General features: G+C 67.7%; 23 protein-coding genes and 1 pseudogene. 9 read left to right on the forward strand and 15 right to left on the reverse strand.

The window, feature by feature from the left end; all coding sequences use genetic code 11:
- Positions 1–22 precede the first annotated feature (22 nt).
- A pseudogene (locus RVF83_RS14120) lies at positions 23–1,415 on the reverse strand (aspartate aminotransferase family protein).
- A gap of 16 nt (positions 1,416–1,431) precedes the next feature.
- On the reverse strand, positions 1,432–1,896 hold the full coding sequence (locus RVF83_RS14125; RefSeq protein ID WP_039880063.1) for an Lrp/AsnC family transcriptional regulator: 465 nt from the start codon (positions 1,894–1,896) through the stop codon (positions 1,432–1,434).
- A 110-nt stretch (positions 1,897–2,006) separates the two neighbouring features.
- Between RVF83_RS14125 and RVF83_RS14130 the strand changes: the two genes are divergently transcribed.
- Both RVF83_RS14130 and RVF83_RS14135 read left to right on the forward strand, forming a co-directional pair.
- Positions 2,007–3,506 carry a gamma-aminobutyraldehyde dehydrogenase gene (locus RVF83_RS14130; RefSeq protein WP_005195938.1) on the forward strand — a complete coding sequence of 500 codons (1,500 nt, stop codon included), beginning with the start codon at positions 2,007–2,009 and terminating at the stop codon, positions 3,504–3,506.
- Positions 3,503–4,933, forward strand: coding sequence for an NAD(P)/FAD-dependent oxidoreductase (locus RVF83_RS14135; RefSeq protein ID WP_005195940.1), 1,431 nt, complete (start codon positions 3,503–3,505; stop codon positions 4,931–4,933). Before RVF83_RS14130 ends, RVF83_RS14135 begins: the two co-directional genes overlap by 4 nt.
- A 56-nt stretch (positions 4,934–4,989) precedes the next feature.
- Here the strand turns inward: RVF83_RS14135 and RVF83_RS14140 are convergent, their stop codons facing one another.
- The 4 genes from RVF83_RS14140 to RVF83_RS14155 form a co-directional block, all read right to left on the reverse strand.
- Positions 4,990–5,907: a universal stress protein gene (locus RVF83_RS14140; protein ID WP_005195942.1), complete on the reverse strand. Its 918-nt coding sequence runs from the start codon at positions 5,905–5,907 to the stop codon at positions 4,990–4,992.
- Positions 5,897–7,435: an APC family permease gene (locus tag RVF83_RS14145; RefSeq protein WP_005195944.1), complete on the reverse strand. Its 1,539-nt coding sequence runs from the start codon at positions 7,433–7,435 to the stop codon at positions 5,897–5,899. Before RVF83_RS14145 ends, RVF83_RS14140 begins: the two co-directional genes overlap by 11 nt.
- Before the next feature lie 84 nt (positions 7,436–7,519).
- A complete protein-coding gene (locus tag RVF83_RS14150) occupies positions 7,520–7,942 on the reverse strand; it encodes a hypothetical protein (protein ID WP_005195946.1) in 423 nt (140 codons plus the stop codon).
- A gap of 70 nt (positions 7,943–8,012) precedes the next feature.
- On the reverse strand, positions 8,013–9,176 hold the full coding sequence (locus RVF83_RS14155) for a cytochrome P450 (protein ID WP_005195948.1): 1,164 nt from the start codon (positions 9,174–9,176) through the stop codon (positions 8,013–8,015).
- A 172-nt stretch (positions 9,177–9,348) separates the two neighbouring features.
- Between RVF83_RS14155 and RVF83_RS14160 the strand changes: the two genes are divergently transcribed.
- Complete coding sequence (locus RVF83_RS14160) at positions 9,349–9,903, forward strand: TetR/AcrR family transcriptional regulator (protein WP_039880065.1); 555 nt, start codon at positions 9,349–9,351, stop codon at positions 9,901–9,903.
- Positions 9,904–9,966: 63 nt separating this feature from the next.
- Here RVF83_RS14160 and RVF83_RS14165 read toward each other — a convergent pair whose 3' ends face one another.
- From RVF83_RS14165 to sdhC, 4 genes are read right to left on the reverse strand one after another with little or no spacing between them, the layout of a single operon-like run.
- A complete protein-coding gene (locus RVF83_RS14165; protein WP_005195951.1) occupies positions 9,967–10,755 on the reverse strand; it encodes a succinate dehydrogenase iron-sulfur subunit in 789 nt (262 codons plus the stop codon).
- Entirely contained in the window at positions 10,755–12,509 is a 1,755-nt protein-coding gene (sdhA, locus tag RVF83_RS14170) for a succinate dehydrogenase flavoprotein subunit (protein ID WP_039880068.1), read from the reverse strand. The genes RVF83_RS14165 and sdhA overlap by 1 nt, the downstream gene beginning before the upstream one ends.
- Before the next feature lie 14 nt (positions 12,510–12,523).
- Positions 12,524–12,979, reverse strand: coding sequence for a succinate dehydrogenase hydrophobic membrane anchor subunit (locus RVF83_RS14175; RefSeq protein ID WP_005195959.1), 456 nt, complete (start codon positions 12,977–12,979; stop codon positions 12,524–12,526).
- A 12-nt stretch (positions 12,980–12,991) separates the two neighbouring features.
- The gene (gene sdhC, locus RVF83_RS14180; RefSeq protein WP_005195961.1) at positions 12,992–13,396 is read right to left on the reverse strand and encodes a succinate dehydrogenase, cytochrome b556 subunit; all 405 of its coding nucleotides are present in this window, start codon (positions 13,394–13,396) and stop codon (positions 12,992–12,994) included.
- Between the two features lie 225 nt (positions 13,397–13,621).
- On the opposite strand from sdhC, the gene RVF83_RS14185 reads away from it, so the two are divergent.
- From RVF83_RS14185 to RVF83_RS14195, 3 genes are read left to right on the forward strand one after another with little or no spacing between them, the layout of a single operon-like run.
- Positions 13,622–14,026, forward strand: a complete 405-nt coding sequence (locus RVF83_RS14185; protein WP_039880098.1) for a cytidine deaminase — start codon at positions 13,622–13,624, stop codon at positions 14,024–14,026.
- On the forward strand, positions 14,023–15,369 hold the full coding sequence (locus tag RVF83_RS14190) for a thymidine phosphorylase (protein WP_005195964.1): 1,347 nt from the start codon (positions 14,023–14,025) through the stop codon (positions 15,367–15,369). The genes RVF83_RS14185 and RVF83_RS14190 overlap by 4 nt, the downstream gene beginning before the upstream one ends.
- Complete coding sequence (locus RVF83_RS14195; RefSeq protein ID WP_005195965.1) at positions 15,366–16,481, forward strand: adenosine deaminase; 1,116 nt, start codon at positions 15,366–15,368, stop codon at positions 16,479–16,481. The genes RVF83_RS14190 and RVF83_RS14195 overlap by 4 nt, the downstream gene beginning before the upstream one ends.
- On the opposite strand, the gene RVF83_RS14200 is transcribed toward RVF83_RS14195, so the two are convergent.
- Complete coding sequence (locus RVF83_RS14200; RefSeq protein WP_005195966.1) at positions 16,478–17,728, reverse strand: hypothetical protein; 1,251 nt, start codon at positions 17,726–17,728, stop codon at positions 16,478–16,480. The two genes, RVF83_RS14195 and RVF83_RS14200, sit on opposite strands and share 4 nt — an antisense overlap.
- Before the next feature lie 275 nt (positions 17,729–18,003).
- Between RVF83_RS14200 and RVF83_RS14205 the strand changes: the two genes are divergently transcribed.
- Positions 18,004–18,723, forward strand: coding sequence for a DUF2510 domain-containing protein (locus RVF83_RS14205; protein ID WP_005195967.1), 720 nt, complete (start codon positions 18,004–18,006; stop codon positions 18,721–18,723).
- A gap of 35 nt (positions 18,724–18,758) precedes the next feature.
- On the opposite strand, the gene RVF83_RS14210 is transcribed toward RVF83_RS14205, so the two are convergent.
- Positions 18,759–19,721 carry a C40 family peptidase gene (locus RVF83_RS14210; RefSeq protein WP_005195969.1) on the reverse strand — a complete coding sequence of 321 codons (963 nt, stop codon included), beginning with the start codon at positions 19,719–19,721 and terminating at the stop codon, positions 18,759–18,761.
- The gene (locus RVF83_RS14215) at positions 19,721–20,011 is read right to left on the reverse strand and encodes a type VII secretion target (protein WP_005195970.1); all 291 of its coding nucleotides are present in this window, start codon (positions 20,009–20,011) and stop codon (positions 19,721–19,723) included. Before RVF83_RS14215 ends, RVF83_RS14210 begins: the two co-directional genes overlap by 1 nt.
- A gap of 189 nt (positions 20,012–20,200) precedes the next feature.
- On the opposite strand from RVF83_RS14215, the gene upp reads away from it, so the two are divergent.
- Positions 20,201–20,824, forward strand: coding sequence for a uracil phosphoribosyltransferase (upp, locus tag RVF83_RS14220; protein ID WP_039880070.1), 624 nt, complete (start codon positions 20,201–20,203; stop codon positions 20,822–20,824).
- A 30-nt stretch (positions 20,825–20,854) separates the two neighbouring features.
- Here upp and RVF83_RS14225 read toward each other — a convergent pair whose 3' ends face one another.
- Together RVF83_RS14225 and RVF83_RS14230 are read right to left on the reverse strand one after the other, a co-directional pair.
- Positions 20,855–21,523 carry a hypothetical protein gene (locus RVF83_RS14225; RefSeq protein ID WP_005195976.1) on the reverse strand — a complete coding sequence of 223 codons (669 nt, stop codon included), beginning with the start codon at positions 21,521–21,523 and terminating at the stop codon, positions 20,855–20,857.
- 58 nt (positions 21,524–21,581) lie between these two features.
- Positions 21,582–22,385 (reverse strand): purine-nucleoside phosphorylase, encoded by an 804-nt coding sequence (locus RVF83_RS14230; protein WP_005195978.1) that lies wholly within the window; start codon positions 22,383–22,385, stop codon positions 21,582–21,584.
- Between the two features lie 101 nt (positions 22,386–22,486).
- On the opposite strand from RVF83_RS14230, the gene RVF83_RS14235 reads away from it, so the two are divergent.
- Positions 22,487–23,188, forward strand: coding sequence for an enoyl-CoA hydratase/isomerase family protein (locus RVF83_RS14235; protein ID WP_005195979.1), 702 nt, complete (start codon positions 22,487–22,489; stop codon positions 23,186–23,188).
- The last annotated feature ends 3 nt before the right edge of the window (positions 23,189–23,191 follow it).

Raw genomic sequence — 23,191 nt, forward strand, 5'->3', positions numbered from 1 at the left:
CCGCCCCGATGCCGGCGCGGGACTACAGCAGCGAGTACGCCTGGCCCAGGACCGACCGCAGGATCTGCTCGATCTCGTCGAACTCGGCCTGACCCGCGATCAGCGGCGGGGCGAGCTGGACGACGGGGTCGCCGCGGTCGTCGGCGCGGCAGTAGAGCCCGGAATCGAACAGCGCCGTGGAGAGGAAACCGCGCAGGATGCGTTCGGACTCGGCCGCCGTGAACGTCTCCTTGGTGGCCTTGTCCTTCACGAGTTCGATCCCGTAGAAGAAGCCCTCGCCGCGCACGTCGCCGACGATCGGCAGGTCGTGGAGCTTCTCGAGAGTGGCCCGGAACGCCGGCGCCTGGGTCTTGACGTGGTCGTTGAGGCCCTCGCGCTCGAAGATGTCGAGGTTGGCCAGCGCGACTGCCGCCGACACCGGGTGTCCGCCGAAGGTGTAACCGTGCGCGAAGGTCGTGGTGCCGTCGCGGAAAGGTTCGAAGAGACGGTCGCTGGCGATCATCGCGCCGATCGGGGAGTAGCCCGACGTCATGCCCTTGGCGCAGGTGATGATGTCGGGGACGTACCCGAAGTCGTCGCAGGCGAACATGGATCCGATGCGGCCGAACGCGCAGATCACCTCGTCGGAGACGAGGAGGACGTCGTACTCGTCGCAGATCTCGCGGACCCGCTCGAAATATCCGGGCGGCGGCGGGAAGCAGCCGCCGGCGTTCTGGACGGGCTCGAGGAAGACCGCCGCCACCGTGTCGGGGCCCTCGAACTCGATCGCCTCGGCGATGCGGTCGGCGGCCCAGCGGCCGAACTTCTTCGGGTCGCCGGACAGGTCGTCGGCCGCCCGGTAGATGTTGGTGTTAGGCACGCGGAACGCCCCGGGCGTCAACGGTTCGAAGGCCTCCTTGAGAGCGGGCACACCGGTGATGGCGAGGGCGCCCTGCGGGGTGCCGTGGTAGGCGACCGCACGCGAGATCACCTTGTGCTTACCGGGTTTCCCGACAAGCTTGAAGTACTGCTTGGCCAGCTTCCAGGCACTCTCGACTGCTTCGCCGCCACCGGTGGTGAAGAAGACGCGGTTGAGGTCGCCGGGTGCATGGCCCGCGAGACGTTCGGCGAGTTCGATGGCCGGCGGCGTCGCGTACGACCAGAGTGGGAAGAAGGCGAGATCCTTCGCCTGCTTGGCGGCGGCCTCTGCCAGTTCCTCGCGACCGTGACCCACCTGCACGACGAAGAGTCCGGCGAGCGCGTCGAGGTAGCTGCGTCCCTGATCGTCGAAGATGCGCATGCCCTCGCCGCGGGTGATCACCGGCGGAGTGATGGCGTCACCGTGCCGGGCGAAATGTCCCCAGAGGTGCGCCGCGCTGCGCTCGCCGAGCGACTGGGCGGAGTTGGGGTGGTGTCGAGGGTGCGGTCAGTGTCATCGTGACTTCCAGTCGGTCATCTGGTTCCCCAGTTGTATTGCTGTTTGACGAGTTTGAGGTAGACGAGGGTCTCGGTGGCGACGACCTCCGGGTGCACGCGCACCTTCTTGTTCAGGATCTCCAGGAGATGGTCGTCGTTCTCGCAGACGACCTCGATCAAAATGTCGAACGATCCCGCGGTCAGCAGGACGTAGTCGATCTCGGAGTGTTCGGCGAGATGTTGCGCGAGCGCCTGGGTGTCGCCGACACAGCGGATTCCGATCATCGCCTGTCGGGCGAACCCGAGCTTGAGGGGATCGGTGACCGCGACGATCTGCATGAGTCCGCTCTCGCTGAGCTTCTGGACCCGATTGCGGACGGCGGCCTCCGAGAGACCGACTTGCTTGCCGATCGACGCATAGCTGCTCCGACCATCGGCCTGCAACAGTTCGATGATCTTCTTCGCGGTCGCGTCCAACGGTGTGGATGCAGGGTCTACCACCCCATGATCGTGACGGATTCCGCAGCAGACCGCAACACAGACGACTGAAACCGCAACGAAAGCTGATTTCGACACGTGAATCCGCAACGGCGGCGGTAGAATCTGGGGGTATGTCCTCACCAACCAGCATTCCGTCCGGCTGGATCGACGGTAAGCCCCATCACTCGACCGGTGCCGATCACACCGTGATCAATCCTGCCACGGATGAGCCGGTCGCGACCGGGAAACTGGCAGGTCGCGGCGACGTCGATGCCGCGGTGGCCAGTGCCCGCGCCGCGCAGCCCGCCTGGGGCCGTGCGACCCCGGCGGAACGGGCAGGAGTCCTGCTCGCGCTGGCCAGAGCGCTTGCGGCCGAGTCCGATCTGCTGATCACCGAAGAGGTCGCGCACACCGGTAAACCGGTCCGGCTCGCGACCGACTTCGACATCCCCGGATCGATCGACAACATCGACTTCTTCGCCGGTGTCGCACGGAATCTCGAGGGCAAGGCGAGCGGCGAGTACTCGGGCGACCACACCTCATCGATCCGCCGGGAACCCGTCGGGATCGTCGGCACCATCACGCCGTGGAACTATCCGCTGCAGATGGCGGTGTGGAAGGTCATCCCGGCACTGGCCGCCGGCTGCGCGGTGGTGCTGAAACCCGCCGAGATCACGCCGCTGACCACGTTGACGATGGCACGCATCGCCACCGAGGCCGGACTTCCCGACGGTGTCCTCAACATCGTCGTCGGCACCGGTCCGGAAGCCGGCGCCCATCTCGCCGGACATCCCGGCGTCGACATGGTGACGTTCACCGGTTCGACCACGGTCGGCCGCCAGGTGATGGCACAGGCCGCCACCACCGGCGCCCGCATCCAGCTCGAGCTCGGCGGGAAGGCGCCGTTCGTCGTCTTCGACGACGCCGACCTGCAGGCCGCGATCCACGGTGCGGTGGCGGGTTCCATCATCAACGGCGGTCAGGACTGCACCGCGGCCACCCGCGCGATCGTCGCGCCCGGGCTCTACGACGACTTCGTCGACGGCGTCGCCGACCTCATGTCGGGAGTCGTCATCGGCGATCCGACCGACCCGGCAACCGATCTCGGCTCCCTCATCTCCAGAAGCCACCGCGACAAGGTGTCCGGGATGGTGGACCGTGCGCGGGCGGCGGGAGCGCGAGTGGTCACCGGCGGTACCGTCCCCGACGGCCCGGGTGCCTTCTACCCGCCCACGCTCGTCGCCGACGTGGCCGAGGATTCGGAGATCTACCGCGACGAGGTGTTCGGGCCGGTGCTCACGGTCAGCCGTTTCACCGACGACGACGACGCGATCCGTCGCGCCAACGACACCCCCTACGGCCTCGCCGCGTCGGCGTGGACTCGCGATGTGTATCGCGCACAACGGGCTTCGCGCGAGATCCACGCCGGGTGTGTCTGGATCAACGACCACATCCCGATCATCAGCGAGATGCCGCACGGCGGGTACGGTGCCTCCGGCTTCGGTAAAGACATGTCGACCTACTCCCTCGACGAGTACCTGCTGATCAAGCACGTCATGAGCGACATCCACGGCATCGCCGAAAAGGAATGGCACCGAACGATCTTCACCCTGGGCGGTCCGACGGCGTGACCGACCCGACGTGGGCCTCGCGGCCGACCGCGCGGGGAGTCCAGGTGGTCGCGCAGGCTGCAGCCCGCCCATATTGGCTCGACCGTGACCTGCGTCCCGAGCCCCGGCCCCGGCTCGTCGGCGAGACCACCGCCGATCTGCTGGTGATCGGTGGTGGCTTCACCGGCCTGTGGGCGGCCGTGCAAGCCGCGGAACGGGATCCGTCCCGATCGATCGTGCTCGTCGATCGTGACCGGATCGCCGAACATGCCTCCGGGCGCAACGGCGGCTTCTGCGCGGCCAGCCTCACACATGGACTCGGCAACGGACTGCAGCGGTTTCCCGAGGAGATGCCCACCCTCCTGCGCATGGGTCGCGAGACCCTCGACGCCATCCAGGGCACCCTGACCCGACTGGGAATCGACGCCGACGTCGAGCGCACCGGGGAACTCGACCTCGCCGTCACCGACTGGCAGTTCGACGATCTCGCCGAGACCGCCGCCGCCGGGCAGGCACTCGCCGAGGATCTCGTCCTTCTCGACGCATCCGCGGCCCGGGAACGCGTCAACTCACCGATGGTCCGCGGCGCCCTCTACGACCCGCATGTCCTGATCATCGACCCCGCCAAACTCGCGTTCGGACTCGCCGAGGCGGCCGAACGACTCGGCGTACGGATCTTCGAGAGCACCGAGGTACTGGAACTGACCGCGGGGTCGTCGGACGGCGATGTCTGCGCCCACACGGGTTTCGGGCAGGTGCGCGCCGGCCGGGTGGTCGTCGCGACGTCGGCGAGCCGATCCCTGGTCCGCAGACTGCGGCCCTACACGGTCCCGGTGTGGGACTACGCACTGATGACCGAACCGTTGTCCGACGATCAGCTCACCTCCCTGGGCTGGGCCGGGCGCGAGGGACTCGCCGACAGCGGTCCACGGTTCCACTACTTTCGGCTCACCGCCGACAACCGGGTGCTGTTCGGCGGCTGGGATGCCCCGTATCACTACGGGTCCGACGACGACCCCCGCCACGCCCACCGGCCCGGCGAATGGGCGCTGCTCGGCGAGCATCTCCTGCAGATGTTCCCGCAGCTCGAGGGGATCACCGCGACGCACACCTGGGGCGGGGTGATCGACACCTGCTCGCGGTTCTGCGCCTTCTGGGACGCCTCCCACGGCGGGCGCGTCGTGACGGCGGTCGGCTTCACCGGTCTCGGCGTCGGCGCCTCGCATTTCGCGGCCGCCACCGCACTCGACCTCGTCGACGGTCTACGGACCGAACGCACCGCCCTGGAGATGGTGCGCCGCAAGCCCTTACCGTTCCCGCCGGAACCGATCCGCTGGGCGGGAATCACCTTCACCCGGCATCAGATGGCGCGCAGCGAACGTCGCAACGGCCGCCGCGGCGCATGGCTCACGCTCCTCGACCGGATCGGGCTTGGTTTCGACAGCTGACGCACCGTCACCCGCCGGCGATACCGGTCAGCCATCGGGTCAGCACCGTGCGGCGGTCAGCCCCTCTTGGGGATCACGATAACCGGTGCCGTCGTCCACCGGAGGATGCGAGAGGCGGTGCTGCCGAGGAAGACCCGGTTGGGCGATCCGAGGTGACCGGAACCGATGGCGACGATGTCGTTGGTGTCCCAGGGAAGATTGGCCAGCGCCTCGTCGAGCGTGGTGCCGTCGGCGACGAGGACGTCGACCTCGAGTTCGGGTTTCACCTCGGAGCGTGTCTTCTCGAGGAGTTCTCGCGCGACGGCGATCTGCGCGGTTCGCACCTCCCTCGACCCGTCGTCGTCGAAGGGGGATTCGAGAGAGACCAGCGAGAGCAGCCGGATGTCGAGTTTCGCCCGTTCGGCGAGCTTCTCGGCGAACGGGAGCGGATTGTCGGCTCCGGGTTTGACCGGGACGGCAACGGTCACCATGTCGAGGACCGCGTCGACCCGATCCGCATAACCGCGCGGTGCCAACGCGACCGGAACAGGTGAGGAGTGGACGAGTTCGTTGCTGACGGTGCCGAGGGTGTGGCGACTCAACAGCCCGTCGCCCGTGCCGCCGACGACGATCATCGTGGCCCCGGTGTCGATCGCGTGGGAGGTGAGCCCTTCGGCGAAGGACTCGTTGACCGTGACAACGGTGCGATAGGAGAAGCCGGCGGGGATCAGCGCGGCACCCTCGCTGAGCCAGTCGGCGGCCTGCGCCTCGATGCGCTGCTGATACTGGGCGAGCCCGGGCTGGCCGTCGTAGGGCGTCGGGCGCACCACACACACCAGGTCGATGGTCGCGCCGGTGACACGGGCGAGCGCCACGGCGAGGACGACCCCGTCGGCGCCCGAGGGGGTCGCGAGGTATCCGACGGTGAGCCGGGGAGTGGCCGGGTCGGCGGGCGTCTCTGCGTCAGCGCGGGTCGCTGTGGTCTCAGTAGACATCGGGAACCTTCACCTCGGTGGTCGCGGTCAGTGTCTTGCCCCGGAAGAAGTCGCTGTTGTGAGTGAAACAGGCGAGCATCAGGGGAATTCCGAGAACCAGCATGCCCACTCCGAGGACGAAGACGCCACCGATCCCGCCGACCGAGGTGGCGCCGTAGTCCGGCGAGATCATGTCGATCGCCGAACGGATGAAGGCCGCCGTCATGGCGAGGCCGCCGAGGAATGGGAAGAGACCGCGCAGGAAGAAGTTCCGTGCGGACGCGAGCAGGGTCGAGCGGAAGTACCAGACGCAGGCGAAGGCGGTGATCCCGTAGTAGAAGGCGACCGCGAGCCCGAGCGACGAGATCGAGTCGGCGAGGGTGTCCTGGCTGAGCAGGGACAGGACCAGGTAGAAGGTGAGGGCCGCGGCACCCATGACGCCGGTGCCGAAGGCGGGGGTCATGTAGCGCGGGTGGATCGAGGCGAACTTCTCGGGCAGCGCCTTGTAGACGGCCATCGAGAGGCTGCCGCGGGCGGTGGGCAGAATCGTGGACTGGGTCGAGGACAGCGCTGAGACGCAGACCGTCAACAGCAGCGCCGACGACATGATCGCGCCGGCCACCGGCTCGCCCAGGATCGTCAGGACGTCCTCGTCGTTCGCGTCGTTCCCGAGCCCGATCCCGGTGTCGCCGAACCCGGCGAACGACTGGACCGCGTAGGCGACCAGCACATAGGTGGCGACCAGGATCACGCACGTGAGAAGGGCGGCTCGGCCCGGGGTCTTGTCCGGGTCCTTGGTCTCTTCGCTGATCGCCAGGCACGCATCCCAGCCCCAGTAGATGAAGATGCACAGGATGATCGCCGCAGCGATCTGTGACTGGTCGAGACCACTGGGCCACAACCAGGACCACTCCGGTGTGACCGCCTGATCGCCCGCCCGGCCGGTACCTACCTTCACCAGCGCGATCACGCTCGCGATGATGAGCACGGCGAACTGGATGAACATCAGGATCGCCTGCATGCGTTCGCTGATGACGATGCCGCGGATGCTGATCCAGGTCATGGCGATGATGAAGAAGCTGCCGAGCAGGATCTTCGCCAACAGGCTGTCCGCCAGGCCGTGGAGGCCGAGGAACTTGAACAGGTACAGCGCGGCGATCTCGGAGACGTTGGCGAGCACGATGATCGCCGACACCGCCAGGCCCCACCCGCCGATCCAACCGATCCACGGGCCGAAAGCCTTTGTGCCCCAGGTGAACGTGGTGCCACAGTCGGGCGTATCGCGAGACAGTTCACGATAGGCGAAGGCCACGAGCAACATCGGGATGAAGGCGAGGACGAACATCGCCGGGGCCTTGGCGCCGACGCTGTCGACCACGAAACCGAGGGTGGCGGCGAGGCTGTAAGCCGGTGCGACGGCGGACAAACCGATGACGACGTTGCCCATCAGCCCGATCGAACCGAGCCGTAAGCCCTTGTTGCCGGGATCGCCCAGAAGACCGGCCTTGCCGCTGGCTCCGACCGCTCCGGCCTCGATGCGCTCCGCCATGGTGGTTCTCCGCTCACATGATGACGATCGAGAGACAGAGTACGATTCTGCTCCCGATTCCTCCCTGCAAGTTGGAAACTCGGCTCAATTGCGTGCTCGACACCTGCTCGTCGGCTCGTGCCCACGAGCGGTGTCCTCGGCGACGAGTGTGGACTCGACCCAGATCTGACACCTGGAAAAGCCTCCGCCGGACTGGAATAGCGCGTCCAGTGGTTCGCCTGGCGAGTTCTTCGTGTAGACCAGGGATGCCGACCACAGCTTCGTGTGCCCGTCCCGATGGGCGAGGGGCACGTCGCCCTGGGTCCGGAGGCGGCCGGCCGCGTCGAACCACACGGCGGCGCCGTTGTGCTGCCGGTCCGAGGTGAGGGTGATCGTGATCCGGTGGGACCCGCGGTCAGGGTCCGCGCCGGGCGCCGGTGCCGCCGTGGCGGGCGAGAACACCGCCACGCACAGGGCGGTGCTGGTCAAGAGGGTGAGAAGTAGGCGGACGTACAGGACTCGGACCACGTGGACGCTCCGTTCGGCGGGTTGGCTGGGTCCTTCTTGGACGCAGTCGGGCACCGATCGGTTCCCGGTTTTACCAGACCAGCGTCAGTTCACCAGTCGTGGTCTGCCGGAATTCCGTTGTGGCGTCGAGCAACCGGGCGACCGCCAGACGGCCCTGCAGGCGGGCCAGGCCGGCTCCCACGCACAGGTGCAGGCCTTTGCCGAACGCCAGATGCGAGCCGTGCCCGGACCGGGCGGCGGCGCGGTCGAGGTCGACGGTCGGTGCGGCGTCGAAGTGCTCGGGGTCGCGGTTGGCCACGCGCCACATGAGGTAGACGTGGGAGCCGGCGGGGAGGTGGGTGTCGCCGACTGTGGTGTCGGCGACGACGTGCCGGAAGTGACCGCGGAACGGGGATTCCAGGCGAAGGGTCTCCTCGACGAACACCGGGATGAGGTCGGGCTCGCGGCGTAACCGTGCGGCGACCTCGGGGTGTTGCGCCAGAATCCGGACGGCATCGGTCAGCAGGCTGACGGTCGAATCGGACCCCGCGGCGACGAGTTGCAGGAGGATCATCACCGCCGCCGGGTGATCCAGGTCGTTCCGGGCCGCGGCCGACGCGATCTCGGCGAGCACCCCTCGTCCGGGCGCGCCCGCCTGTTCGTTCCGCAGCGCCGAGTCCAGCGCTTCGTCGAGATAGGCGGTGAGTTCGGCGACCGCCGTCGTCGCGGTGGTGAGCTGGTCGGGGGTGATGACACCGTCGATCAGCACGTTGGTGGCACCCGCCCACCGGGCCAGATCGTCGATGTCCTTGTGCGGGAGGCCGAGTAACTCGGTGACCACGGTGATCGGAACTCGTTGTGCGACGGCGGTTGTCCAGTCGATGGTGTCGTCGTCGACTCCCTCGGACCAGGCGGTGTCGACGACCTCGGCGACATAGGGTTCCAGGGCGCGGATGCGCGCGGGTGTCAGTGACGGCATGACCAGCGACCGGTGGAGCCGGTGGCGCGGGCCGTCGGCCGTGGCCAGCACGTGCATCGCGTCGCCGAGTCCGGCGACCGGGAACTCCGACACCGACCCGTCGTCGTGGCAGACCATCGTGGCGGTCAGGTTCGACGAGAAGTCCTCGGGTCGTCGCACCACGTCGGCGATGAGATCCCAGGAGCCGACGGTGAAGAACGGGGAGTCGCCGATCTGCTGCACCGGCGACCCGGTGTGAAAACGCGACAGGAAGGCGGGGTCGTCGAGTGCGAGCATGTCCCCAGCGTCGCCGACGGGCGCGGCGGGGACAATGGATCCCGTCGAAGTCGATACGAGCGAATGGCGAACTCCGCTATCGAGGTCTCACTAATGCATCCTGACCTGGATGAAAACGACCATACGGGGCCGGGTCCTGTCTCATGATGAGACCTACGACGGAAGGGCGTGCATGGCGGACTGGCTCGTGGGTGGCGATCGGGGCGACGTGGCCCGGAGGAGGCTCGTCTCGCAGGCTGCGGCGCTCATCGCCTCGCGTGGACTCGATGCCTTCAGCATCGACGAACTGGCCGCTCGAGCGCACTGTTCACGGGCGACGATCTACCGTCACGCCGGCGGTCGTGCCCAGCTGATCGAGGCGGTGTTGTCGACGACCGCCGCCCCGGTCCTGGAGTCGATCCGCGCGGAAGCGGTCGGCACGGCGGGGGAGGAGCGCGCACGGATCGCGATCACCGCGGCGGTCGGCGCCCTGCGCGCGGACCGGGTGATCCGCCAGTTCCTCCGGCCGGGAAGCCTCATCGCGACGACACCGACCGTGCTCGCCTCGCCGACCGTGCTCGCCGTGGCCGCGGATCTGATCGGCATCGACCCTGACGACACCGTCGCCGCACGGTTCGCGATCCGGTCCGTCCTGACCATGCTGCTCTGGCCGGCAGCCCCCGAGGAAGAAGCGGCACTGGTGGACTCGATCATCTCGGGGATCTTCCGCCGCGGGGCGCCTGCCTGAAAGCAACGGCCCGCACCGAAGTCGGTGCGGGCCGTTGCCGGGCTGCAGAGAAAGCTGAATTGTCTAGCGCGAGAACATGAGTGCGCGCTTGACCTCCGAGATCGCCTGCGTGACCTGGATGCCCCGGGGGCATGCGTCGGTGCAGTTGAAGGTCGTGCGGCAGCGCCACACACCGTCGACGTCGTTGAGGATGTCGAGACGCTCGACGGCGCCCTCGTCACGGCTGTCGAAGATGAAGCGGTGCGCGTTGACGATCGCGGCCGGGCCGAAGTAGGAACCCTCGGTCCAGAACACCGGGCAGCTCGTGGTGCAGCACGCACAGAGGATGCACTTGGTGGTGTCGTCGAAGCGGGCGCGGTCGCTCTGGCTCTGGATGCGCTCACGGGTCGGCTCGTTGCCCGAGGTGATCAGGAACGGCTTGATCGCGCGGTACGCGTCGAAGAACGGCTCCATGTTCACGACGAGATCCTTCTCCACCGGCAGGCCGCGGATCGGCTCGACGGTGATGGTGATCTCCTTGGACTTGTCCTTGGGGAGCATGTCCTTCATGAGGAGCTTGCAGGCCAGGCGGTTGACGCCGTTGATGCGCATGGCGTCGGAACCGCACACGCCGTGTGCACAGCTGCGGCGGAACGTCAGGGTGCCGTCGAGGTAGCCCTTCACGTACAGCAGGAGGTTGAGCAACCGGTCGGTCGGCAGCGCCGGGACGCGGAAGCTCTCGAAGCCCTGGGCATCGGGATTCTCCGGGTTGAACCGGAAGATCTTCAGCGTGACCATGGTGGCCTCTTCGGGCACCGGGGGCAGCGGCGGCTCGTCGGAGGAGGGTGCGGGCTTGTCCAGAACAGATGTCATCAGTACTTACGCTCCATCGGCTCGTAACGGGTCTGCACCACGGGCTTGTAGTCCAGCTCGATGTCCGAGAGAAGGTCGGTGCCCTTCTTGTAGGCCATGGTGTGACGCATGTAGTTCACGTCGTCGCGATCGGGGTAGTCCTCGCGGGCATGGCCGCCGCGCGATTCCTTGCGGTTGAGTGCTCCGACCACGGTGACCTCGGCCATCTCGAGCAGGAAACCCAGCTCGATGGCCTCGAGGAGGTCGCTGTTGAAACGCTTGCCCTTGTCGTGGACCTTGATGTGGGCGTAGCGCTCCTTTAGTGCGTGGATGTCGGTGAGGGCCTGCTTGAGGGTCTCCTCGGTCCGGAACACCGATGCGTTGGCGTCCATCGACGCCTGCAGCTCGGTGCGGATGTCGGCGACGCGCTCGTGGCCGTGCTCCGAGAGGAGCAGGTCCAGCCAGCCGTCGACCATCTCGGTCGGCTGCTCCGGGAGCTCGGCGAAGTCGGCGTTGTTCGCGTACTCGGCGGCGGCGATGCCGGCGCGGCGTCCGAAGACGTTGATGTCGAGCAGCGAGTTGGTGCCGAGGCGGTTGGCGCCGTGCACCGACACGCAGGCACATTCACCGGCGGCGTACAGGCCGTGGACGACCTCGTCGTTGTTGCGCAGCACCTGACCGTTGATGTTGGTCGGGATGCCGCCCATGACGTAGTGGCAGGTCGGGAACACCGGCACGTACTCGGTGACCGGGTCGACGCCGAGGTAGGTGCGGGCGAACTCGGTGATGTCCGGCAGCTTCTCGTTGAGGACATCCTCGCCGAGGTGGGTCACGTCGATGTAGACGTAGTCCTTGTTCGGTCCGGCGCCGCGGCCCTCCAGCACCTCGAGAACCATCGAGCGGGCGACGATGTCTCGGGGCGCGAGGTCCTTGATGGTGGGCGCGTAGCGCTCCATGAAGCGCTCGCCGTCGGCGTTGCGCAGGATGCCGCCCTCACCGCGAACGGCCTCCGAGATGAGGATGCCGAGACCGGCCAGGCCCGTCGGATGGAACTGGTGGAACTCCATGTCCTCGAGCGGCAGGCCCTTGCGGAAGACGATGCCCATGCCGTCACCGGTGAGGGTGTGGGCGTTGGACGTCGTCTTGTACATGCGGCCCGAGCCGCCGGTCGCGAAGACGATCGACTTGGCGTGGAAGACGTGGATCTCACCGGTGGCGAGCTCGTAGGCGACGACGCCGGTGGCGACCTGCTCGCCGTCCTCGTTCTCGGTGAGGCAGATGTCGAGTGCGTAGAACTCGTTGAAGAACTCGACGTCGTGCTTGACGCAGTTCTGGTACAGGGTCTGCAGGATCATGTGACCGGTGCGGTCGGCGGCGTAGCAGGCGCGGCGGACGGGCGACTTGCCGTGGTCGCGGGTGTGCCCGCCGAAGCGACGCTGGTCGATCTTGCCCTCGGGTGTCCGGTTGAACGGGAGACCCATCTTCTCCAGATCGAGCACCGCGTCGATGGCCTCCTTGGCCATGATCTCGACGGCGTCCTGATCGGCGAGGTAGTCACCACCCTTGACGGTGTCGAAGGTGTGCCACTCCCAGTTGTCCTCCTCGACGTTGGCCAGCGCGGCGCACATGCCGCCCTGAGCCGCGCCGGTGTGGCTACGGGTTGGGTAGAGCTTGGTCAGAACCGCGGTGCGGGCACGCGGTGCGGCTTCGATCGCCGCGCGCATCCCGGCGCCGCCGGCGCCCACGATGACGACGTCATAGCGGTGTTCCTGCATGTTGATGGTCTCCTTTAGCCGACGCTGTTGACGTCGAAGGTGAGGATCGCGTAGGTGCCCAGCACCAGGGTCAGGATCATCGACACGGCCAGCAGCACATTCAGCCAGAAGCGGGTCGAGTCCTTGCGCGAGTAGTCGGCGATGACGGTGCGCACGCCGTTGCCGCCGTGCAGCTGGGCTAGCCAGAGCATGGTCAGGTCCCAGATCTGCCAGCCGGGCGAGCTCCAGCGTGCGGCGACGAACGAGGCGTCGATCCGGTGCACGCCGCCGTCCCAGGCGAGCATGATGAACATGTGGCCGATCGTCAGGAAGACGAGTATCAGGCCGGAGAAGCGCATGAACATCCATGCGTTCTTCTCGAAGTTGCCGCCCTTGGGCTTACGCGGGGAGCGGGGGTTGTCCAGGCTGGCCGGACGGTCGTGTTCCTTGCCGAGGGTCTTCGCGACACCGGTGGCTTCCGAGGTGGTCATCTCTGGTGTCTCCTACAGGTGGCTGAACATGATCTGCAGCAGGCGGATGGCGCCGGCGCCGAACACGACGACGAACAGGGTCATCGCGACCCACAGCATCTGACGCTGGTACTTGGGGCCCTTGGACCAGAAGTCCACCAGGATCAGGCGAACGCCGTTGAAGGCGTGGAACAGGACGCAGGCGACCAGGGCGATCTCCATGAGACCGATGATCGGGGTCTTGTAGGTTTCGATGATCTCGTCGTACTGGTTGGGATCGACGCGGATGACCGCGGTGTCCAACACGTGTACGAACAAGAAGAAGAAAATGGTGACGCCTGTGATGCGGTGCAGAACCCAGGACCACATGCCCGGGTCGCCGCGGTACAGAGAACGTCGACGCACCGGGTCAGGTGCGACTTCGGTCGAGGTGCTCATCGGAAAAGTGGCCTCCAACATCGTCGATGGACGCGTCGAATCGGCATGCTCCGACTCGACCATGGACCCATGACAAGAGACTCTAAACCCATGCCCATTCCGGTGATAAATTGCCCGAACCGATTTGAGGCACAAGACATTACGACTTAGGTTTGCCTTACCCAAGCTTTTGCGCCGATGGACAGCGCATGTCCGGTTGGTTACACCCTTTGCCTGGAGGTGGGCGTGAGTACCGATATCGAGTGGAATGTCCTGCGACACAAAGCAACTGAAATGTTGTCCCACGCCTACGCCCCGTACTCGCAATACCCTGTGGGGGCCGCCGGAGTCACCTCCGACGGGCGTGTCGTAGCAGGTTGCAATGTGGAAAATGTCTCATACGGGCTGGGGATCTGCGCCGAGGTCTCGTTGGTCGCGCAGCTGATCTCACAAGGCGGGAAGTCCCTGCGTGCGGTGACCGTCACCGATGCCTCCGGCAAGGTCCTGATGCCGTGCGGGCGGTGCCGGCAGGTGCTTTTCGAACACGGCGGCCGCGACCTCCTCGTCGATCATCCCGCCGGTCCGCGTCCCCTCGTCGAACTCTTACCCGACGCCTTCGGTCCCGACGACATCGCCGAGGTGGTCTCGTGACGTCCTCGACCGAGCCCGCCGCCGACGAGGTGATCCACGCCGTCTCGGTGATCGCGACAAAGCGAGGGGGTGGCGAGCTCAGCGACGCGCAGATCGCCTGGATGGTCGACGGATACACCCGCGGCGAGGTTGCACCGGAGCAGATGTCGTCGTTGTTGATGGCCATCTATCTGCGCGGGATGAACCGGCGGGAGATCGCGACGTGGACCCGCGCCATGATCGACAGCGGGCGGCGGATGGATCTGACCGGGCTGCGCCGCGACGGACGGCGGCTGATCACGGTCGACAAACACTCCACGGGCGGAGTCGGCGACAAGATCACGCTGCCTCTGACGCCGCTGGTCGCGTCATTCGGTGTCGCGGTCCCGCAGCTCTCCGGTCGGGGTCTCGGCCACACCGGCGGCACTCTGGACAAGCTCGAATCGATCCCGGGCTGGAGGGCCGAGGTGAGCACCGAGGAGATGCTCGACCAGCTCGAACGCGTCGGTGCGGTCATCTGCGCGGCCGGCGCCGACCTCGCCCCCGCCGACCGGAAGCTCTACGCACTGCGAGACGTCACCGGGACGGTCGAATCCATCCCGTTGCTCGCCACCTCGATCATGAGCAAGAAGATCGCCGAAGGCACCGGCGCGTTGGTCCTCGACGTGAAGACCGGCTCGGGTGCTTTCCTGCCGGACGAGTCCGACGCGCGCGAACTGGCGTCGACGATGGTCGAGTTGGGCCACGACGCGGGGGTCGACACGCGGGCGCTGATCACCGACATGAGTGTCCCGCTGGGCCTGGCGGTCGGGAACGCCGTCGAGGTCGCCGAATCGGTCGAGGTCCTCGCCGGTGGTGGACCGGCCGATGTCGTCGAGCTGACCCTCGCTCTCGCCCGGGAGATGCTCGATGCGGCGGGTCGGCCCGACGCCGATCCCGCCGAGCACCTGGCCAACGGCCGGGCGATGGACGCCTGGCGGGCGATGATCTCCGCGCAGGGCGGCGACCCGGACGCCCCGCTGCCGGTCGCCCGGCATCAGGACGTCTTCGTCGCCGACCGGAACGGCGTCATGGCCGGCATGGATGCGCGCGCGGTCGGAGACGCGGCCTGGCGGCTGGGCGGAGGACGATCCAAGCCCGGTGAATCGGTCTCGGCGGAGGCGGGTGTCGTGATCCACGCCAAACCCGGCGACCGGGTCAGCGCCGGCCAACCGCTGTTCACCTTGCACACGCAGGATGAGGACCGGATCGCGGGCGCGCGCTCGAGTCTCGCCGGTGCGGTGCGGATCGAGGACGGGGATGCCGACACGAGCAACGCCGGCGACCGGCCACTGATCATCGATTCCGTTAGGTTCACAAGATGACGACGCTGGATCCGGCGCACCTCACCCTCGCGCCCAAGGTTCTCCTGCACGACCACCTCGACGGCGGGCTGCGGCCGGCGACCGTCCTGGAACTCGCGCACGAGGTCGGTTACGACGGACTGCCCGTCGACGACGCGGCCGGACTCGGGCGGTGGTTCCGCGAGGCTGCCGACAGCGGGTCCCTCGAGCGATACCTGGAGACCTTCACCCATACCGTCGCCGTCATGCAGACCGTCGACGCCCTCGAACGGGTGGCACGCGAGTGCGTGGAGGACCTCGCCGACGACAACGTCGTCTACGCGGAGGTGCGGTACGCACCGGAACAACATCTCGAGGCCGGACTCACCCTCGACGAGGTCGTGGAGGCGGTGCTGCGCGGATTCGCCGACGGCGAGCGGATCGCCGCCGACCGCGGGAAGTCGATCATCGTCCGCTGTCTGGTGACCGCGATGCGGCATGCGGCGCGCTCACGGGAGATCGCCGAACTCGCCGTGCGCTACCGCGATCGCGGCGTCGTCGGCTTCGACATCGCCGGCGCCGAGGCCGGTCACCCGCCCACCCGTCATCTCGACGCCTTCGAGTACATGCGCGCCAACAGTGCGCCGTTCACCATCCATGCGGGTGAGGCGTTCGGTCTGCCGTCGATCCACGAGGCCATCGGCTTCTGCGGCACCGACCGTCTCGGCCACGGGGTAAGGGTCTTCGACGACATCGAGCTGCCCGACGGCGTCGACCTCGCCGCCCAGTCGTTCGCCGGCGCGAAGCTCGGTCTGATCGCGAACATCGTGCGCGACAAACGGATTCCGCTCGAGCTGTGCCCGAGCTCGAATGTGCAGACCGGGGCGGTCACCTCGCTCGCCGAGCACCCGTTCAACGTGCTGGCCCGGCTCCGGTTCCGGGTCACCGTCAACACCGACAACCGGCTCATGGGCGACACCACGATGAGCAAGGAGTTCGGTCTGCTCGCCGACCAGTTCGGTTACGGCTGGGCCGATTTCGAACGCTTCACGGTCAACGCCATGAAGTCGGCGTTCATCCACTTCGACGAGCGGCTCGCGGTCATCGACGATGTGATCAAGCCGGGTTATGCGGTGCTGCTCGGGTCGGGCTAGCCCTTCCGGACGAGCCGGGTCTCGAAGTCGTGCTCGAGCGCCCGCCAGGCCTCGGCCTCGTTGTCGAACGGTCCGCTCGGGGCCATCCGCTTCGGGTCGGGGTTGACGGTGTAGTCGACGAACCAGCCGAGGGGAGTCGACGTACCCAGCGCCTCGTTGACGGTGTCGTCGCCGGCGTAGTCGGCGGCGTCGGTGAACAGTTCGACGGCGAGGTCGAGCTGATCGCGGTCCATGCGCCGCGGGCCGTCGGCGATGTCCTCGGCCAGGCCGGGCAGCACGTAGACGTTGTCATCGATCACGTCGAACTCGAGTGAGCCGTTGGTGGCCTCGGTGCGGACGTCCTCGAACGTCGACAGCTCGGCCAGATCGTGGGTGTTGTCATCGGCGAGGTAACGCGAGAGCGAGCGTGCCGAGGTGAACACGAAGATCTTGCCCTTGGTACCGAGGAAGACCGGGTCGTCGCCGAGGTAGCAGCGCAGGGTCAGGTACTCGTTGCCGCTCGTGACGATCTTGATCGGGTCGATGCCGACCGACGCCCAGAAATCGTCGTCGTCGTAATCGTCGTCGTCATCCTCGTCGACGGCGGCGTCCGCGGTCGCGACGATCTCGATGTCGTCGTCGTCCGGCTCGTCCTCGTCTTCGGCGGAGGCGGCGGCTTCGAGTTCGGCCTCGGCGGTCTCGACGGCCTTCGCGTCGACCTTCGGCGTGGTGATGACCTCGTCGATCGCGTCGAGGACGTCGTCCCAGTGCTTGGCGATCAGACGGCCGATGCGAACCCAGAGGTCGAGGCCCTCGCGGCCCTCGAAGTTGCGCGTACCGGTGGTGACCGCACCCAGGATCGGGTTGCCGTTGAAGAACTTCGTGATCGCGGTCAGTTCGCAGACCTCGCCCAGGATGCGCACGATCTCGAGTGCGTCCTCGAGTTCGGCGATGACCTCGGGGGTCGGGTCCTCGGCGGCGAGCTCGGGCACGCCCACCAGGTCGTAGGTGTGGCGCTCGTCGGGGATCAGCTCCTCGGCCTGCACGCCGACGATGGTCGGCCACGCCGGGTGCTCGACGAGGTCGTTGTCGTCGTTGGTGCGGACGAAGGCCGCGAGCTCGGCGACGCCGGGCAGGACGTAGAGATCCTCGTCGAGACCGAGGAACGCCTCCCACTCGTCGTCACCCTCTCGCCAGCGGGGTGCCCACAGGGTGAAGCTGTTTCCGTCGGTGAGTCCGAGCTCAATCGGGACGATGTCTCCGGCCATGGGGACACAGCCTAGCGATTGATCGCCGCGGATCCAGTAGTGCCCCCACAGAGGCCGAACGGCATTCGTGCCGCGTCGTCACCGGGGCCGGAAGAATCGCGCTCCAATCCAGCTGAAAACCTCGGAGTGGTGTGCGAAGAGACCGGCATGTAGCTCACCTGGACTCATTCAGAGCCTCACCACGTCGCTGACGTCCCGAGCGCCCTACAATGCTGGCCACATGTCGTGAACCGTCTGTGTCGCAGACGATCCGGCCGATGAGGAGTGTAGTGGCAATGAATCAACCGCCGCCCCCGCCGACCACCCCACCCGGTTGGTATGTCGATCCCGGCGACCCGTCCATGCTCCGATGGTGGGACGGTCGCCAGTGGACCGACAACTGGCAGCTCGTCCCGCAGCAGCCGAAGAAGTCGGGCGGCATCGGGAAAGCTCTGCTCATCGTCGGCAGCTCGCTGCTGGCGGTCTTTGTGGTTCTCGGTGGCTGTGCTGCCCTCATCGCAGGGTCGTCGTCCGACGGCACCGACAGCGACCGGACACCCGCTGCCCGCGAACGGGCTGCCGAACCCTCGGAGGACTCCCGGGCCGGCGAGCTCGAGCGGCAGCGGCGCAAGCAGGAACTCGAGCGGCTCACCAACAAGGCGTCCTACCGTCCGGCGACAACCCGGGAGTGGCAGCTCATCGCGAAGGATCCGAACGCACACAAGGGCGAGTTGTATGTGATTTACGGGCGGGTGGTGCAGGCCGACAGCGTGACAGGGAGCAGTCAGATGCGGGTCAACACCGACGGCCAGCAGGTGGAGAGCGCCTACGACTTCGACATCAACACCGTCGTCACCGAGGGGCTGGCCTCGTTCAAGCAGGTCGTCGAGGACGACCTGGTCGCCATGTGGGTGAGCGTAGAGGGTGATGAGACCTACACGACGATGATGGGCGGGTCGCTGACAGCTCCGAAGGTGGAGGTCAACATCATCGAGGTTTACGGCAGCTCGGGTTAGGTCGCCCGATCGGTAGTCGCATTGCTCTCGCGCCGTCACCGGGGCCGGAAGAATCCCTCGAAGGTCTGGTCGAGATTCGTTGTCCGCACCGGTGAGACGGCGACCGGATCGCCGGCCTCGATCATCTGATCGTTGCCGATGTACATGGCGACATGGCCGGACCAGACGGCGAGGTCGCCCGGCTGTAGTTGGGCCTGCGTGACCGGGACGCCGGCACTGTCCTGATCCTGCGCCAGGCGGGGGAGCTCGAGACCGGCCTGCCGGTAGGCCCATCTGGTGAAACCGCTGCAATCGAAACCGGCGGGCGTGGTCCCACCCCAGAGATAAGGAACACCCCGCTGGCTCAGGGCGGCTCGCACCGCCGTCGCCGCCCGCTCGTTCGGTGCGTGGGCCACCGAACCGTCGGGAAGCGTGATCGGCACACCTCCGGACACCGGCGACACCGAAAGCTGCTCACCGGATGTCTGGTCGCCGATGGTCGTGACCGGCGCGGGTGCGATCCGGCGCCCGAGCGCCGCCATCATGTCGGTGTCGGAGCGGAGGTCGGCGCGTGTGCGGGCGACGATCTCGAGACCGCGGCCGAGATGCTCGGCTGCCACCGGCAGCATCGTCAGCAGGCCGGTCGGGGTGAACAACTCGTTCCCGAAGGCGCGGGCCCGCCGTTCGAGCGAGTCGACCAGTCCGAGGAGTTCGGTCGACGCCGTGTGCACCTTTCCGCCGGCGCTCTCGACGAGGCGGGCGAAGGCATCGGCGTCGTCGGCCAGCGTGCCCATGCTCTGCTGAAGTCTCCCTGCGGCGTCGACGGCCGCGGTCGCACCAGAACCCTCCCAGTGCGTGCGCACCGCGTCGGTGGCGGCAGACGATCCACGGCGTGCGGCGTCGACGGCACTCGCGGCGGCACGGATCGTCTCCGCCGGATTGCCCGGGGCGAGGATGCCCGTGCCCAGTGCTGCAACGAGTTGCCGTAGCGGTCCGACGAACATCGCGACGTCGAGCATCAGACGTTGAACCCCCGGTCGGCGGCCGCGCAGTCGCAGGCGAGGTAGGTCTCGTCGGCGCTGCGGGTTGCCGACGCGACGTCATGCTGCCGCGCCGCCGTCGTCTCGAGGTTGCTCCGGTGGAGCCGCAGGAACTCGACCACCGCGGCGAGGAACTCCGCCCCGATGATCCCGAACGTGATCGCGAGGTCGACCAGGGCCGCCTCGTCGCTGCGGGCCTGATCGCCGACCAACAGGCCCCCGGTGCGGTGCGTCGACGAGAACTGCTGCAGCGCCGATGAATCCGTCAACAGACCGGCTGTCGGGGCGGATCCGGGATGGGAGAGGACGGCGGATGGGGTGGTGGATCGCGGGCTCATGGGTTTCAGACGCGGTGGGCGCCGGTTCGGTTCCATCGAGTGCAGACCAACCCCCGCGGGAGGCGATGCGCGGTACCTCAATGCACACGCGTGCGGGGCTCAGGAAATAGTGTGGTCGCCATGGAACGCCTGATCGTCGATCATCCTCTCGCCGCCGCTCGTCTGACGACGATGCGGGACGAGACCACCGACAACGCCGGATTCCGCGCGGCACTCTCGGATCTCACCCAGATGCTGATCTACGAGGCGCTGGCCGGTGCGCCCCGAGCGGACGTGCAGATCAACACGCCGCTGGTCCCGCACACCGGGTCGCGGCTGGCGAAGCCGCCGCTGCTGGTCCCGGTCCTGCGCGCCGGCCTCGGGATGGTCGAGCAGGCGCATGCGATGGTGCCCGAGGCCCGGGTCGGTTTCGTGGGCATCGCCCGCGACGAGGAGACCGCTCAGCCGGTGCCGTATCTCGAGTCCCTGCCCGAGGACCTCTCGGGGCTGCCCGTCTTCGTTCTCGACCCGATGCTCGCGACCGGTGGGTCGATGCTGCACACGATCGAACTGCTCGTCGCGCGCAACGCCACCGACATCACCGCGGTCTGCGTCGTCGCGGCACCGCAGGGGGTGGAGCTGCTCGAGCAGGCCGGCCACCCGTGCCGTCTCGTCGTCGCCGCGATCGACGAGGGCCTCAACGACGTCAACTACATCGTCCCGGGACTCGGCGACGCCGGCGATCGTCAGTTCGGCCCGCGCTGACGGAGATCCGGGCCGCTGGGTCGCCTCGGTTCAGCCGAGTGACGACCAGTAGGCGAGCATCGGTTCGTTCGCCAGCACCGAACCGCCCTCCGTGATGGTGAGACTCGACGGGGACACCAGGTAGCGGACGGCTCCGTTGCGCGCCTCGAAGGTGTTGCCGACGCGGGTCGGGAACTGCAGCTCGATGCCGCCCTCGGGTGCTTGTCCCTTGTAGTACCAGCGACCCGTCTGATTGCCGACCTGGCAGATGACCACGCGCGATCGCGAGGTCTGACCGATGGCGACCGCCGGGTCGTCGGCGGCGTTGCAGCGCGGTCCGGTGACGAACCCCTGCCAGTCCGCGCCCGCCACGGTGGGCGCCGGACGGTTCGGCACGGTCGGCGGCGGGGGCGTGCTGGTGGTCGGGGTCGCCGGCGGGGGCTGCGTGACCGTGCTCGTGATCGTGGGCGGCTCCGAGGCGGTGGAGCTCGCGGCCGCCGTGTCGGTGGACTCCTCGTCGGCGGGGATCAGCAGGAACGCGGCCAGCACGCCCGCGACCACCAGCAGTACGCCGGCGCCGATGGCCACCAGAACCGCGGGCGACGTCCACGGGGAGCGTGGCGGTGGTGGCGGCGGTCCCTGCGGATAGCCGCCCGGCCCGTAGGTGCCCGGGTACCCGCCGGGCGGATAACCGCCCGAACCGTCGGGTGGATAGGTCATGGTGCTCCTCGGGTTCTGTCGGGACGCGTCGGGGGAGGAATCGCCGCCGGGGTCGGTTCTACAGCTCGCCGATGATCTGGGCGAGCAGTTCGCCCATACGCGTCGCCGATGCACGCCCGACCTCGAGTACCTCGGCGTGACTGAGGTGTTCACCGGTCATGCCGGCGGCCAGGTTGGTCACCAGCGAGACCCCGAGGACCTCGAGCCCCGCGGCACGTGCGGCGATCGTCTCGTGCACCGTCGACATGCCGACCAGGTCGGCGCCCAGCGTGCGCAGCATCCGGATCTCGGCCGGTGTCTCGTAATGGGGGCCCGGCAGGCCGGCGTAGACACCCTCGGCGAGGGAGGGGTCGACGCTCCGCGCGATCTCGCGCAGGCGCGGGGAGTAGGCGTCGACCAGGTCGACGAACCGTGCGCCGGCCAGCGGGGAACGCGCGGTCAGGTTGAGGTGATCGGAGATCAGGATCGGCTGGCCCACGGACATGTCCTCGCGCAGACCGCCGGCCGCGTTGGTGAGCACAACGGTGTGGACGCCGGCCGCCGCCGCGGTCCGCACCGGATGCACGACCCGCGCGAGGTCGTGGCCCTCGTAGGCGTGAATCCGGCCGAGCATCAACAAAACTCGACGGTCTCCGACCCGGACGGAATGGATCACGCCACCGTGGCCGGCGGCCTTGGGAGGGGTGAAGCCGGGGATCGACGACATCGGTAGCGAACGGATCGGTGCACCGAACGCATCGGCCGCCGGGGCCCACCCGGAACCGAGGATCACGGCCACATCGTGTGCGGCGGCGTCGGTCTCGGCGGCGATGGTGGCGGCCGCGACGAGGGCTGCGGCGTCGGCGTCGGCAGTGGGATCCATGCGCCAACCCTAAACGGTGACCCCGACGCCGGTGCGGCACCGCGGCGTCGTGCGAGCGCCGTGCCCGAAGAGGACGCGCCGCGGAGCGATAAGGTCTGTTCATGCCATATCTCAACGAGGTCGGGGAGGTCGTCGAACTCCATCTCGGGGCCCAGGGCGCCGAGCTCGACGAGTCGAACCCCGAGAACCGCTTCCGTCTGGAATGGCTCGACGAGGTGGAACGGCTGCTCGCGGAGGTGAGCGCCGACCCGAAGCGTCCGCTGGTGCTGACCGCGACCGGCAAATTCTTCTCCAACGGGCTCGACACCGACCACATCTTCGCCGCGCCGGATCAGCTGCCCGCATACCTCGACCGTGTGCACGCGCTGTACGCAACGATCCTCACCCTCCCGGTCCCGACGGTCGCGGCGGTCAACGGTCATGCCTTCGGCGCCGGCGCAATGCTCGCCCTCTGTGCCGACCACCTGGTCATGCGCACCGAACGCGGTTTCTGGTCGCTGCCCGAGGCGGCCCTGAACATGCCGTTCACCCGCGGCATGTCGACGCTCCTGCGCACGCGGCTCACCGACCGGACCGCGACCGAGGCGATGTACACCAGCCGGCGATACGGCGCTGCCGACGCGGTGGCCGCCGGCATCGTCGACGAGGCGGTGGAGGCGGATCGACTGGCCGCCCGCGCCGCCGAGATCGCCACCGCCCGTGCGGCGACCGTGGGACCCAACCTCGCGCTGATCAAGCGGGGACTCCGCGGACCGCTGCTCACCGACCTCGCCGTCCCGACTCCCGCCGGGGTCCTGTCGTGACCG

The sequence above is a fragment of the Gordonia rubripertincta genome (assembly GCF_038024875.1).
GTDB lineage: Bacteria > Actinomycetota > Actinomycetes > Mycobacteriales > Mycobacteriaceae > Gordonia > Gordonia rubripertincta.

Excerpts from the sequence above, each read along its gene's own strand:
- RVF83_RS14130 (WP_005195938.1), top strand. The coding sequence starts at position 2,007 with ATGTCCTCACCAACCAGCATTCCGTCCGGCTGGATCGACGGTAAGCCC.
- sdhA (WP_039880068.1), bottom strand. The coding sequence starts at position 12,509 with ATGCAGGAACACCGCTATGACGTCGTCATCGTGGGCGCCGGCGGCGCC.
- RVF83_RS14225 (WP_005195976.1), bottom strand. The coding sequence starts at position 21,523 with ATGACCTATCCACCCGACGGTTCGGGCGGTTATCCGCCCGGCGGGTAC.
- RVF83_RS14205 (WP_005195967.1), top strand. The coding sequence starts at position 18,004 with ATGAATCAACCGCCGCCCCCGCCGACCACCCCACCCGGTTGGTATGTC.
- RVF83_RS14230 (WP_005195978.1), bottom strand. The coding sequence starts at position 22,385 with ATGGATCCCACTGCCGACGCCGACGCCGCAGCCCTCGTCGCGGCCGCC.
- RVF83_RS14145 (WP_005195944.1), bottom strand. The coding sequence starts at position 7,435 with ATGGCGGAGCGCATCGAGGCCGGAGCGGTCGGAGCCAGCGGCAAGGCC.
- RVF83_RS14155 (WP_005195948.1), bottom strand. The coding sequence starts at position 9,176 with ATGCTCGCACTCGACGACCCCGCCTTCCTGTCGCGTTTTCACACCGGG.
- upp (WP_039880070.1), top strand. The coding sequence starts at position 20,201 with ATGGAACGCCTGATCGTCGATCATCCTCTCGCCGCCGCTCGTCTGACG.
- RVF83_RS14210 (WP_005195969.1), bottom strand. The coding sequence starts at position 19,721 with ATGCTCGACGTCGCGATGTTCGTCGGACCGCTACGGCAACTCGTTGCA.
- sdhC (WP_005195961.1), bottom strand. The coding sequence starts at position 13,396 with ATGAGCACCTCGACCGAAGTCGCACCTGACCCGGTGCGTCGACGTTCT.
- RVF83_RS14165 (WP_005195951.1), bottom strand. The coding sequence starts at position 10,755 with ATGACATCTGTTCTGGACAAGCCCGCACCCTCCTCCGACGAGCCGCCG.
- RVF83_RS14140 (WP_005195942.1), bottom strand. The coding sequence starts at position 5,907 with ATGTCTACTGAGACCACAGCGACCCGCGCTGACGCAGAGACGCCCGCC.
- RVF83_RS14200 (WP_005195966.1), bottom strand. The coding sequence starts at position 17,728 with ATGGCCGGAGACATCGTCCCGATTGAGCTCGGACTCACCGACGGAAAC.
- RVF83_RS14235 (WP_005195979.1), top strand. The coding sequence starts at position 22,487 with ATGCCATATCTCAACGAGGTCGGGGAGGTCGTCGAACTCCATCTCGGG.
- RVF83_RS14160 (WP_039880065.1), top strand. The coding sequence starts at position 9,349 with ATGGCGGACTGGCTCGTGGGTGGCGATCGGGGCGACGTGGCCCGGAGG.
- RVF83_RS14175 (WP_005195959.1), bottom strand. The coding sequence starts at position 12,979 with ATGACCACCTCGGAAGCCACCGGTGTCGCGAAGACCCTCGGCAAGGAA.
- RVF83_RS14195 (WP_005195965.1), top strand. The coding sequence starts at position 15,366 with ATGACGACGCTGGATCCGGCGCACCTCACCCTCGCGCCCAAGGTTCTC.